Source organism: Pseudomonas flexibilis (assembly GCF_000802425.1).
GTDB classification, from domain to species: Bacteria; Pseudomonadota; Gammaproteobacteria; order Pseudomonadales; family Pseudomonadaceae; genus Serpens; species Serpens flexibilis.
In genome coordinates this window covers 18,287-31,132 of record NZ_JRUD01000027.1, presented here as the reverse complement: position 1 = coordinate 31,132, position 12,846 = coordinate 18,287, and the positions used below count along the sequence as shown (strand labels likewise).

General features: G+C 66.3%; 11 protein-coding genes. All 11 read left to right on the top strand.

Annotation, left to right across the window (positions count from 1 at the left end):
• The first annotated feature begins 39 nt into the window (after positions 1-39).
• The 11 genes from SF06_RS15565 to SF06_RS15515 are packed head-to-tail and all read left to right on the top strand — an operon-like array spanning position 40 to position 12,833.
• Positions 40-711: a CpsD/CapB family tyrosine-protein kinase gene (locus SF06_RS15565; protein WP_037008683.1), complete on the top strand. Its 672-nt coding sequence runs from the start codon at positions 40-42 to the stop codon at positions 709-711.
• A gap of 11 nt (positions 712-722) precedes the next feature.
• A complete protein-coding gene (locus tag SF06_RS15560; RefSeq protein ID WP_039562513.1) occupies positions 723-1,727 on the top strand; it encodes a polysaccharide biosynthesis/export family protein in 1,005 nt (334 codons plus the stop codon).
• Positions 1,728-1,732: 5 nt separating this feature from the next.
• Positions 1,733-3,325: a GumC family protein gene (locus tag SF06_RS15555; protein WP_027589973.1), complete on the top strand. Its 1,593-nt coding sequence runs from the start codon at positions 1,733-1,735 to the stop codon at positions 3,323-3,325.
• Entirely contained in the window at positions 3,298-4,431 is a 1,134-nt protein-coding gene (locus SF06_RS15550) for a glycosyltransferase family 4 protein (RefSeq protein ID WP_039562509.1), read from the top strand. Before SF06_RS15555 ends, SF06_RS15550 begins: the two co-directional genes overlap by 28 nt.
• A complete protein-coding gene (locus SF06_RS15545; protein WP_027589971.1) occupies positions 4,422-5,807 on the top strand; it encodes an O-antigen ligase family protein in 1,386 nt (461 codons plus the stop codon). Before SF06_RS15550 ends, SF06_RS15545 begins: the two co-directional genes overlap by 10 nt.
• Positions 5,804-6,772, top strand: coding sequence for a glycosyltransferase (locus SF06_RS15540; protein ID WP_027589970.1), 969 nt, complete (start codon positions 5,804-5,806; stop codon positions 6,770-6,772). Before SF06_RS15545 ends, SF06_RS15540 begins: the two co-directional genes overlap by 4 nt.
• Positions 6,765-7,916, top strand: a complete 1,152-nt coding sequence (locus tag SF06_RS15535) for a glycosyltransferase family 2 protein (protein WP_039562506.1) — start codon at positions 6,765-6,767, stop codon at positions 7,914-7,916. The genes SF06_RS15540 and SF06_RS15535 overlap by 8 nt, the downstream gene beginning before the upstream one ends.
• A 9-nt stretch (positions 7,917-7,925) precedes the next feature.
• Complete coding sequence (locus SF06_RS15530) at positions 7,926-8,927, top strand: polysaccharide deacetylase family protein (protein WP_039562503.1); 1,002 nt, start codon at positions 7,926-7,928, stop codon at positions 8,925-8,927.
• On the top strand, positions 8,924-10,249 hold the full coding sequence (locus tag SF06_RS15525; protein WP_027589967.1) for a lipopolysaccharide biosynthesis protein: 1,326 nt from the start codon (positions 8,924-8,926) through the stop codon (positions 10,247-10,249). Before SF06_RS15530 ends, SF06_RS15525 begins: the two co-directional genes overlap by 4 nt.
• Positions 10,228-12,150, top strand: coding sequence for a hypothetical protein (locus tag SF06_RS15520; protein WP_039562500.1), 1,923 nt, complete (start codon positions 10,228-10,230; stop codon positions 12,148-12,150). Before SF06_RS15525 ends, SF06_RS15520 begins: the two co-directional genes overlap by 22 nt.
• On the top strand, positions 12,147-12,833 hold the full coding sequence (locus SF06_RS15515; protein ID WP_052199848.1) for a GNAT family N-acetyltransferase: 687 nt from the start codon (positions 12,147-12,149) through the stop codon (positions 12,831-12,833). The genes SF06_RS15520 and SF06_RS15515 overlap by 4 nt, the downstream gene beginning before the upstream one ends.
• Positions 12,834-12,846: the final 13 nt, after the last annotated feature.

The window sequence follows — 12,846 nt, the reverse complement described above, 5'->3', positions numbered from 1 at the left end:
CCCCTCAATCGCCTCGTTTTTTATCTGGAGCAGCCGTCCATGAAAATGCTCAGCGCCAACGAAGTCGGGCTCCCCGTGGAGCGTGACAAACCCATTCTCGAAGCCAGCGAGAGCAACCTCATCGCCACGGTCCTGAACCCGGCCTGCCGTACGCTGCTGATCACGGCGCCCAACGCCGGCTGCGGCGGGACCACCAGCGCGCTGACGCTCGCGCAACAGCTGGCCATGTCCAGCGCCGGCAGAGTGCTGCTGGTGGATGCCAGCCCGTCACCCCGCGGACTGACCTCCCTGTACCAGCTCAACGGATCGCCCGGACTGCTTGATCTGCTGGCCAGCGACGATATGCCGGGGCTGCTGAACCAGTGCGTGTACCCGCACCCCGACCTGCCTTTCGATCTGTTGCCACTGGGCGTTCCCCATGGGCATGGCAGGCATCTGCTGCACGAGCAGATTCCCCAGCTGTTCAGCGTGCTCTCCGCGGGCTACCGCTTCGTGGTGATCGATGGCGAAGCCATCTATTCCAGCAGCTACAGCCTCGGCCTGGCCGCACGGGTCGACGGCGTGATTCTGGTGGTGCGTGGCGAGGAAACCCGCTGGGAAGTCGCCCAGGCTGCCGTCCAGCGCCTGCGCCAGGCCAATGCCAATCTGCTGGGCAGCATTTTCAACGCACGTCGTTACTACACGCCGAAATGGCTGTATCGCTATCTGTGAGGGAGACAAGGATGAACGTCACGAAAGGACTCGCATCAGCTCTGCTGCTGGGCACCCTGCTGGGCTGCAGCAGCCAGGAGCGCATCATGCAGGCCCAGATCCTCTCCGCCCCCGAGGAGATGGCCGGGCGCACCGAGATCCTGCCGATCCGGCAGGTACTGCGCCCACATGACGTGCTGGAGGTGATCTACCACATCGCACTGGACTCCAACGCCGCCTACCGCATCCAGAGCGGCGACCAGTTGGACCTGAACTTCATCTCCGCCCGAGGCATGAGCGGCTCGAAGACGGTCATGCCGGACGGCACGGTCAGCCTCGAGTACGTGGGTTCGGTGAAGGTCACCGGCCTGACCGTCAAGGAAGTCGAGGCCAAGCTGACCGAGCTGTATGCCCAGACCCTGCGCAACCCGATCATCTCCGCCTCGGTACCCCGGGCCCAGAGCAACCTGCAGAACCTGCGCGACACCCTGTTCAGTCCCGGCAGCGGCATGAGCCGTGACATCACCATCGGCCCGGACGGCCGGGCGACCTTCCCCATGCTGGGCAGCATGACACTGTCGGGTGTCACCCTCGACGAGCTGCAGAAGACCCTCAGCCGCCGCTATGCCTCGGAGGTCGGCCCGCTGAAGGTGGACGTGCTGCTCAAGAGCAGCGCGGCCAACGAGGTCTTCGTCCTCGGCGAGGTGGGCCAGCCGGGGGCCTATGCGGTCCGCCGCCCGATCTCGGTGCTCGAGGCGCTTACCCTGGCCCGCGGCTATACCCCGCGCTCCAACCTCAGCGAGGTGATGGTGGTCAATCGCCAGGGCGAACAGGTCATCACCCGCACCTACGACATCAAGTCGGTACTCAAGGACAAGGCCGCAGCGATGGCCTACCTGCAGCCCGACGACCTTCTGTTCATCCCCAAGACCGGGTTGGCCGAGGCCGGCGACACCATCCGCCAGCTGTCCGACCTGATCCTCTTCAGTGGCTTCAACTTCGGCTTCAGCTATGAAGTCAACAACGGGAACGACTAGACGTCATGAACCAGACCGAAAACTACCTGCATGAATTCCTGCGGATATTTTTTGCCAACCAACGGCTGATCAAGCGGGTGTTCCTGTTCTTCGCCGCGATCACCCTGCTGATCCCGGTGCTGGCCAAGCCGACCTTCGACATCACTGCGGAAGTGCTGGTGCAGTCGAAGAAGCTTCCCCAGATGGATCCCAGCGGCGGCGCGCTGAACAAGCTCAGCGACGTGTTCGTGCCGCCGACCCTGATCGACATGGAAACCGAAAGCAGCATCCTGCGCTCGCCGGCGCTGGTTCGCCGCACCGTCGAGCAGCTGTATGCCGAAGGGCACTTCCAGGAGGAGCCGGGGCTGCTACAACGCTGGGTGAGCGATCCCTGGCGCCGCCATGTCAGCGAGCCCTTCCAGGCCCATGTGCTTAATCCGCTGCGCGAGCTGTTCGGCATGGAGGTCGAGCCGATCCGCGACAACCTGCTCGATGCGCTGGCCATGATGGTGCTGGAAGACCTGGAGATTCAGACCCTGCCCGGCTCGAACGTGATCAGCGTTGCCTACAGCGCCGGCGAGCCGGTGTTCGGCACGCTGCTGATCAATCGCCTGCTGGACACCTACCTGATCCATCGCCAGGAGCTGTACTCGAACGACCTGCCCCTGGACTTCTACGAGCAGAAGAAACTGCAGTACCAGGAACGCCTGAAGGGCCTGGAAGAGCAACGCCTGACCCTGCTGGAAGGCGCCAAGGCCGCCAACCCGGACGAGGAGATCACCTTCCTGCTCAGCGCCATCAACCAGGAAGAGCTGAACCTCAGCCAGTACCGGGACCGGGCACTGGAAGGCAACCGCTGGCTCGACTACCTGCAGAAGAGCCTCAACGTGGCCAGCCAGGCACGCCTGAACGACTACAGCTTCCCCTACACCTTCGCCCAGACTCTGGAGAACGCCACCTACGACGACCGCGAGATCCGCCAGCTCGGTGACCGCCTGATCGAGCTGGTCAGCCAGTACGGCACCGAAAGCGACATCTTCCAGGCCGACAGCGTACCGATGCAGACCCTGCGCGCGCAGATCCAGCGCGCCCGCCAGCAGTTCCTGCAGGTGGTGAGGAACCGGATCCAGGAGCGGGAGAAGAATCAGGAAATCGTCACCGGGGTGATCGCCCAGAAAAGCGAGCGCGTCGCCGAATACAAGAGCCGCATCCGCGATCTGCAGGGCATCCAGTCGCAACTGCGCCAGCTGAACACGGAGATCGAGGCGCTGCATCAGGCGTTCTTCGCCTATACCCAGCGCTACGAAGAAAGCCGAACCAGTGACGTGCTGGGTGCCCTGTCCAATGCGCGCATCCTGACGCGGCCGTTCGAACCCACCGAAGCCACCTTCCCGGTGCCCTCCAAGGTCATTCCGCTGGGCTTGCTGACCGGACTGCTCCTGGCCATCGCCCTGGGCTACATCCGCGAGTTCTTCGATCACCGCTTCAAGCACCCGGGTCAGGTCGGTGAGCAGCTGGGCCTGCCGGTACTCATGACCATCGACGCCGATGATCCCGACCAAACCGACCCGCACAAGACAGGACGTCTGCCATGGATTCGGCACTGGGCTGCCAGCTGACCGCAACACGGGACGCGCCACAGCGCATCGTGCACCTGCTCGGCAGCGGCGGTTTCTACGGACTGGAGCGCATGCTGCTCGACCACTGCCTGCATGTGCCGGGGAAACATCAGGTGTGGCTGCTCAGCGGTCCCGACAGCCTGTTCCAGCGTTTCGCCGCAGCCGGCGTGGAGATCCGCCGCTGCGGCGGCGGGCTGCGCGAATTGCTGCAGGCCATACGTCAGACGCAATTTGACCCGGCCGGCCCCCGGCTGCTGATCAACGCCCACGGTTTCAAGGGCCTGGTGCTCGGCTGGCTGGCCGCTTGCCGTTTCGGCCTGCCGCTGATCGCCACCCAGCACGGCTTCACGCCCAGCAACCGCAAGCAGCGCGTATACACCTGGCTGACCCTGCAGCTATGCCGCACACCGCAGGTGAAGGCGGTGGTCTGTGTAGCCGACAGCATTGCCCGCCTGTTGCGCAAGGCCGGCGTGCGCGGACACAAGCTGCATGTGCTGCCCAATGGCCTGCCGGCAAGTGCTGGACAACCGGTCGGACGTCCGGCTGCAGCCCCACCGGCGCCGCTGCTGGGCTTCGTCGGTCGGCTCAGCCTGGAAAAGGGACCGGACCTGTTCGTCGAGCTGGCCATCGCGCTGTGTCGACGCCATCCGGCGCTGTCAGTGGTACTGCTGGGTGAAGGTCCGCAGCGCGCAGAACTCGAAGCACGCATCGCGGCGTCCGGCCTCTGCGGACGCATCCTGCTCCCCGGCTACCAGGAGCGGATGACCGACTGGCTGAGCGCGCTGACCGTGCTGGTCCTCAGCTCGCGGACCGAGGGAACGCCCATGGTGCTGCTGGAAGCCATGCAGCTCGGTACTCCCATCGCCACCTTCGCGGTAGGCGGGATTCCCGACGTGCTCGTCCATGAGCAGTCCGCACTGCTCAGTCCGGCCGAGGATCTGCCCGACCTGATCACCCAGACCGAACGCCTGCTCAACGACCCGTTGCTGCGCCAGCGCCTGGCCGAACGGGCCCGTCAGGTTCAGCAGGAACGCTTTCACCTACCTGGCCAGACCGCACGCTGGGACCAGCTCTATCGTCGCGCGGGAAACCCTTCATGGCATTGATACTTCCGCTGTCCCTGCTGCTCGGCCTGACCATCGCCGTCCTGTTGGCCGGTCCCCTGCCGTTCGTGGCGCCGCTGCTGGCGCCCGCACTGATCGCGCTCGGCGTGCTGTACAAGCATCCCGCCTGGGGCATTCTCGGTCTGGTGGCGATGATTCCGGTCGAGGGCCTGTTCCCGGAGGGCAGCGCCATCACCGGCGGCAAGCTGGTGGGCTACACCCTGATCCTGGTGGTGGCCTTGCAGCTGCTGCTGCGCCAGCTGCCCGAGCAGCGCCTGCGCAGCAACCTGTGGAAGCTGCTGCTGCCATTTCTGTTCTGCTATGTGCTGAGCATTCTCTACAGCCGGCACATTCCCCTGTCGCTGGAAACCCTGCGCCAGCTGTCGGTCGGCCTGTCACTGTTCGGCCTGACCCTGCTGCTCTACAAGGAGCTCGACCTGCTCTGGCTGGCCCGTCTGATGGTGCTAGGCGTCAGCGTCAGCGGCGTCATCGCGCTGGACAACATCGACGAGCGCACCGGCCGCTCCCTGGGATTGCTCACCGATCCCAACTATTTCGCCCTGCTGCTGACCACCGCCATTCCGCCCGCACTGCTGCTGGCCCTGCGCGCCCGCCATCTGCTGATGCGCCTGTTCTGGCTGGGCCTGATGGTGTTCCTGATCTTCGGCCTGACCAAGACCGGCTCGCGTTCGGGCTTCCTGATCTTCCTGCTCTGCCTGTTGGGGGCGCTCTGGCACTTTCGCGCCTACCGCCGCTACATCCAGCCGCGCCACTTCGGCTTCATTCTACTGGCGCTGATGATCGGCGCCCCGCTGGCCTTCCAGGCATTGCCCGATGAGTACGTCGAGCGGGTCAAGACCCTGGCCTTCATCAAGCAGGGAGTGCGTTCCTACGACGACCCCTCTCTGGGCCGCCGCACCTCCTATCTGGTCGTCGGCAGCCAGGTGATTGCCGAGCATCCGTTGCTCGGTTCGGGGCCGGGCACCTTCCCGCTGGAATACGCCGAGTCGGGCTTCGCCGTGGCTTTCTCCCTCAGCCCCAATGACCCCAACCTGCACCGGGTCGCCCACAACACCTATATGGGCATGCTCAGCGAGGTCGGCCTGCCCGGTGGCCTGCTGTTCATCGCCCTGGTGCTGCTTGGCCTGAAGAACTTTCAGCACGCCCGCGCGCACTGGCTCCAGGCTGGCGACAACCATCGCGCGCAGCTGGCGGCCTTCATGGGGCTGACGTTTCTGGCCCTGAGCGTGTTCCTGCTGTTCCTGAGCATCCCCAACAGCAAGCTGCTGTGGATCCTGCTGGCCATCTCCAGCGGCATGCGCCTGGAAACCACCGAGGCGACCGCGGCGGCCACCCTGCCGGAGGCACGTCCCGCATGAGCCAGGCCATCAGCGTCGTCATCCCGATGTTCAACGAGGCTCGGCACATCACCCGCACCCTACAGGCCGTGCGAGCGGCCGCCGAGCGCGCCGGGTGCGAGTGGGAAGTGATCGTCGTCGACAACGGTTCCAGCGACGACGGTCCGCGGATCGCCCGGGAGCTCGGCGCCAGGGTACTGGACTGTCCTCGCCTCAGCATCGCCGCCCTGCGCAACCGGGGCGCGGCGGCCTCCCGACACGCGTGGCTGGCGTTTCTCGATGCCGACATGCAGGTGCCGGAAAGCTGGCTGCTGGAATGGAACAACGTTCGCCAGAAGGACTGCGCCGACGTGCTCGGACTGGTCCATCAGCCGCCACCGCAAGCGCCCTGGTACGCCCGCGCCTGGCTGCACAAGGTGGCCGCCGAGCGTGATCGCGCCACCCTGCTGGACTGGCTCCCCACTGCCAACCTGTGCCTGGAGCGGCACTGGTTCGAGCGGGTCGGCGGCTTCGATGAGCGTCTGCGCACCGGCGAGGACAAGGACTTCAGCCTGCGCCTGGGCCGCGCCGGGGCCCGCCTGCTCAGCCTGCCCACTCCCACGGTGCTCAACTGGGGCTTTGAAACCAGCTGGCGCGAATGGCTGGGCAAGGAGCTCTGGCGACAGAACAGCCTGGTTCAGCTGCTGCGTGGCAACCAGCTCAATCCACGCCTGCTGCGCTTTCCACTGCTGGCGGCTGGCCACTGGGCGGTTACCGCATTCGCACTGCTCCTCCTGCTGCTTGGTCAGCCGCTGACGGCTCTGGGCGTCTTCGCCCTCGGCTGGTTGCCAGCCGCCCTGCTGACACTGCGCCATCGCTACAACCGCCGACGCCCGCTGCTGGCGCTGCGTCTGCTGCTGCTGCACTGGCTGCGCATGCACGTGGCCGGACTGGCCCTGCTGCTCGGATTCCTGGACTTGACCGCACGGAGGCCCTCACGTGGCTGAAGCACTGTTCTGGCTCTGCCTTTTCCTGCCCTTCTTTGCCTACCTGGGCTATCCCGCCCTACTGGCGCTCTACGGCTTGCTGCAGCCGCCGCCCCGCATGGCGCTCCCCGCCGAGCGCCCGCGGGTAAGCCTGATAGTCGCCGCCTACAACGAGGAGCGGCACATGCAGGCCAAACTGCAATCGCTGCTCGACGCCGATTACCCGCACGAGTTGTGCCAGATCATCATCGCCAGCGATGGCTCCAGCGACGCCACCGTGTCGCTGGCTCAACGCTTCGCCGACGAGCATCCCGACCACGACATCCGCGTCCTGGACCTGCCCCGCGGCGGCAAGGCCGAGGCCCTGAACGGGGCGGTGTCGGTTGCCGACGGCGATATCCTGGTGTTCAGCGATGCCGACACGCTCTGGGAGCCGGACACCCTGGCGCAGCTGGTGCAGCCATTTGCCGATCCCCGCGTCGGCGCCGTGGCCGGCAACGTGGCCATTCCCTCGTCCGGCCGGGCCCTGGCCATCGGCGACCGCCTCTACCGCGCCTACGAGTCCTGGCTGCGCCGCCTGGAAAGCCGTACCGGCTGCATGGCCTCCGCCGATGGCGGATTGCAGGCGCTGCGCCGCGAACTGTTCCAGCCCGTGCCGGGCGATGTGACCGACGACTTCTTCCTGACCACCTGCGCCTCGGTGGCCGGCCGGCAGATCGTCTTCGCCGAAAACGCCCGGGTCGTGGATACCGGCGTGGAAACCGCCGGCAACCAGTTCCGACGCCGGCACCGCATCACCACCCAGGGCCTGCAGAGCCTGGTGCGCCGCCGCGAATTGCTCGATCCGCGTCGCCACGGCTTCTTCGCCATCGGCCTGCTGACCCACAAGCTGCTCCGCCGCCTGGTGCCGATCCTGCTGATTCCGCTGCTGCTCAGCAATCTCTGGCTCTGGGACAGCGGCGCGTTCTATCGCTTCACGCTGCTCGCCCAGCTGAGCGGCTACGCCGTCGCCCTGGTCGGCCTGCTGGGCCGTCATCACCGCCTGCCGAAGCCCTTCCGCCTGGCCGCCTACGTGCTGGTCACCCTCACCGCCATCGGCGCCGGCGTCTGGCACTTCGCCAGTGGCCAACGCTTCAGCCAGTGGAATCCGCAACAGAATCGCTGAGTAACCTCCATGAATTTGAAACAGGCTCTCAAGGCCGGTGCCGGCTGGTGCTATCTGCACAACCCCCTGTCCCGACGCCAGCAGGCCGAGGGCGTCATTCTCATGCTGCACCGGGTCATTCCGGACGACCGGGAAGCCGCCCTGCCGCACCGCCGGGAACTGTGCATCGGCAGTCCGGCCTTCGAAAGGCTGTTGCGCTGGTTGCGCAGCCACTTCGAGTGCGTGCCCCTCATGGAGCTGCTCGACCCGCATGCCGGACCTTCGGATCGCCTGCGCGTGGCGCTGACCTTCGATGACGGCTGGCGAGACAACGCCAGCCAGGCCTTTCCGCTGTTGCAGCGCTACGAAGTGCCGGCCAGCATCTTCCTGTCCACCGACTTCATCGGCACGCGACGCCACTTCTGGTGGGAAAGCCTTGGGGAAACACTCTGGGGCCGGCACGGCACGGCCGCCTGCGGACAGCTCTGCACCCGTCTGCGCGAGATGGGCGCATCACCCCCACCGGCCATTCTCGACGCCAGCGACCCACTGACGCGCAGCACCGCCCTGGGCCTGTTCCTGCAAAGCCTCAAGCGGCTGCCGGGCGGCGCCCTGCAGGCCCTGGCCGACAGCTGTCCGGCGGATGCCGAGCCCCATGCCCTCGACTGGGAGCAGGTGCGCACCCTGGAAGCCTCCGGCCTGGTGCGTTTCGGCCCCCATGGCGCCAGCCACAGCATCCTCACCCAGCTCGACGCGCAGCAGTTGGAACGGGAACTGCACGACAGCACTGCGCTGCTGCAACAGCGCTGCCGCAACCCGCTGCCGGTGTATTGCTATCCCAATGGCGACCATGACGAAACCGTGAGGCGCCGGCTCGGCAGCCACCGTTACCGCTATGCCCTGAGTACCCGGCCCGGCCTGTTCAGCGGCCGGGACGACAGCCTGGCGTTGCCACGTATCGGTGTCAGCCAGCTGAATGCCGTTCGACCGTCGTTGCTGGCCTGGCGAATGATGCAGGGTGAGCGGGCATGAGCAAGCGCCACTTCCTGCGCCAGATGCTGCAGAGCGTGGGCACCAGCCTGGCCATGCTGGTGCTGCGCCTGGCACGTAACATCCTGCTGGCACGCATTCTCGGCCCCGCCGACCGGGGCCTGTTCGCATTGCTCAGCGCCATGCCGGAAATGATCGGCGGCATCACCAGCGGCGGTCTGAACACGGCGCTCGGCTATCAATCGGCGCGCCAGCGTCCGATGGGCGCCCTGCTGGCCCTGGTGCTGGTGTATGGCTGCCTGTTCTCGGCGCTGGCCACCCTGGTGGGTGTCGTCCTGCTGCGCAGCCTCGGCCAGGATCTGGACCTGGCCCAGGAGCTGGGCCTGCTGGCCTGGCTGCTGTTGCTGGTGGTGCCCCTGTTCGTACTGAAAAGCGCGCTGTTCAATCTGCACAACGCCGATGGCCGCGTGGGCGCCTTCAACAGCCTGCGCCTGATTGAATCCCTGACCCCGCTCGCGCTGTTCCTGGCGTTGTTCTGGATCTGGCAGGACATGGCGCTGGAGGCGGCGGTGATCAGCTGGATCGGCGGGCTGTCGCTGGCAGTCGTGGTCGGCCTGTGTCTGCTGGCGCGCTTCCATGACCTGCACCTGCGTTGGAACCGCGAAAGCCGCCGGGAGATGCTCAGCATCGGTGGCAAGAGCCACCCGGACATCCTCTTTCAGCAGTTGCTGATGCGCGCCGATTACCTGCTGATCGGCCTCATGCTCGACAGCACCGCACTGGGCTATTACGCCATGGCGAGCGCGGCGGCCGAACTGCTGATCATCGTGCCGGAGGCGGTGACCACGCCCCTGATGAAAAAACTGCTGCAGCAGGGCGAGGGCATCGACGAACTGACCCCCCTGGCCCTGCGCCTGACCGGCACGGCCATGCTCGGCGCCTGCCTGGGCATGGCGGTGCTGGGCGAATGGCTGATCGTGCTGCTGTTCGGCGAGGCCTATCGGCCGGCCTACCCGGCCCTGCTCGCGTTGCTGCCGGGCATCTTCAGCCTCTGTTACGCCAGCATTCTGCACCTGGACCTGGTCGGCAAGGGTCGCCCCGGGACCCTGTCGTGGATGGCCGGCTTCGCCGCCGCGCTCAACCTGGCCATGAACGCGGTGCTGATTCCGCAGATGGGCATCGTTGGAGCGGCAATCGCCTCATCCACCGCCTACAGTGTCCTCACGTTGTCCATGCTGGTGCTCTATACCCGGCTCAGCCGGGTACCCGTCGGCAAGACCCTGCTGATTCTGCCCAGCGACATTGGCTTCCTTTCTTCCCATCTGCTGGCACGGAGGTCGGCATGCGAACCCGGCGGGCTCTGATCGGGCTGCTGCTCAGCAGCCTTCCCTCCCTCTCCCTGGCGCTGGAATGGTCGGGCATCCGCGACGGCGCGGTACATGTCTGGCCCACTCGGGAGGAACTGCTGCACATCGAATGGAGCCCGGCCTGGCAAGCCGATGCCAATCAGGAGCAGCTGTATCTGCAACGCGGCAACGGGCAGCTGGTGCAACGCTTCGCAATCCCTGCCGAAGAAGTGCAGGGACGACGCGAATGGCGGATAAAGCCCGACGACGACGGCTATCGTCTGGAGATTCCCGGCTATAGCTTCCGCCACTACCGGGTCCGCCATCCCGACACGGCCGCCTCGCTGTTCGAACCCGTCAAGCACCACTTCAGCCTGGAAACCGGCCGCGAGCTGGAGCTGTATTTCCGCGTTCCGGCCGGGGTCGGCGCCCAGCTGGGCGGTAAGCACCATGACGGGGTCAGGGCGTTGCACGCCGAACGCCTGAGCGACGGCAAGGCCCTGACGCTGCAGCTCAGGCGCCACGGCCTGTACCCGCGCCACGATCTGCTCTCCCTGCCGGTATCCGAGCGCGACGAAATCTGGCGCCTGCGCCTCGTTGGCACGGGCAAGGCCGCCTTCTGGCTGGACAACACCGACAACCTGTTCGCCCAGCGCCCCGAGGACCTGCAACGTCGCCCCAGCCAGGCCGAGGGTCGCGTCAACCTGACGTTGCGCGACAGCGTGGTTGGCCCGCCGGCGCGCCTGGGCATCGGGCTTCCCTACACGTTGCCGGAGGATGCCCAGTTGATGGGCGAGCTGCGTCCGCAGACGGCCGGCCACTACAGCTTCGTCAACGTGATGGCGCGCAACCCGGCACACGAACAGCGCTTCCGCCCCCAGTACCGGCACCGCTACGGCATCGACCACGACATTACGCTGATGGCCAAGACCGGGCGCGTGCACCTGCTGGACTTCGACGCCACCAGCCGAGCCGGCCTGAAGGCCTGGCTGGACAGCACCATCAGCCTGGGCAAGGGGGGGATCCATTACCTGTCGCCAGCGGACGAGCCCAACCTCAACTACCCCAGCTATGCGGCGTTCTCACGCTACTTCGCCCAGATGGCGCGACAGGTGCGCGACGACCCGCGCGCCCAGGCGGCGGGTATCCGCATCGCCATGCCGGCGTCCTCCCGACTGGTCAACGGCCCCACCATGCAGGGCGCACGAGACCGGCGCGGCCTGGACTGGGCGGCCCGATTGCTGGCCGAGCATGAGCCGCTGATCGACGCGCTGGCCTGGCACGAATGGTTCATACGCGACCTGCGCGCCACCGAGTGGTACCGCTACAGCGTGCGCCAGGCCGCCGACCTGGTCGGCTACACCCCTCAAGGGCGACCCCGCAAGGCCCTGCTGATCGACCAGACCAATCTGTCCAGCGGCAATACCGTCAGCCCCTACGAGCAGGAAACCCGGTTCGCCGCGCTGTGGTGGGCCTCGGTGGCCATCCAGGCCTCGCAGGATGGCTTGCTGGACATGCTCAACTGGTTCCTGCTCGCCGACGACGACCATCACTTCAAAGGCCTGCTGAAGCTGGAGGCCGGTGATCGCTACAGCCTGCGGCCGGTCGGGCAGGCCATGGTGTTCATGCTCGAGCACTGGGGTGATCAGGTGCTCAAGCTCGACAACGACGCCTTCGAGATCGATGCCCTGGCCATGCGCAGCGGCGTCAGGATGAATCTGCTGGGGGTGAACAAGGTAGCCCGCAACCAGCAGGTGCGCTTCGATCTGGACGGCACCCCCTGCTCGGGACTCGACCCTCCGCACCTCACCCTGTTCGGCGATGGGGCCACCCCCTCGTCGCCCCGCTGTGAGGACACCGCGTGGCGTTTCGAGGTTCCGGGCGAAACCCTGTTCGCATTGACCTGGGAGCAGCCATGAAACTTCAGGAGCTCAACCGCAAGCTGCGGCGCAAGGGATGGATGGGTACGCTGCGCCTGTTCCGGGAACGCTTCATCTATGCGCACAACGAGCTGCACTGGTTCGCCCGCGAGCTGAGCCAGACGCCAATGAAGCTGCCGCGCCGGCACGCCTGGCGCTATGTGGATATCAGCCCTCGCCTGCTGCCGGCCTTTCGGCGCCACTTCCCCGAGCAGGTGGGGGTGATGGCCGACCTGCTTGCCCAGCCCGACCTGCACGGCTACGCCGCACTGGACTCCTTCGGAGACGTCTGCGCCTTCATGTGGATCAGCCCGCGCGACTACTACGATGGCCATTACTTCCGCAGCTGGTTCCCGGTGACACCCGGCGATGCTTATCTGTTTGCCCTGGAGATCGCACCGACCCATCGGGGCAGCGCCCTGTTCCTGGGCGGACAGGACTATCTCTGGCAACTGCTGGGCAGTCGCGGCTACAAGCGCGCGGTCGCCGTGGTGGACTGTCGCAACCGCATCATGCTGCGGCTCATGGAGCGCCTGGGCTTCCGTGAGGACGGCCGCAAGGTGCATGCCCACACCTTCTTCGGCGGCCTGCGCTTCACCGTACAGCCCGCCCGTCCCCAGCCACCCATCCCGGTCGAACGACCGGGCCTGCTGCCCAGCGGCAAATCCAGCGGCTGGTGGTGAGACTCAAGGCGCG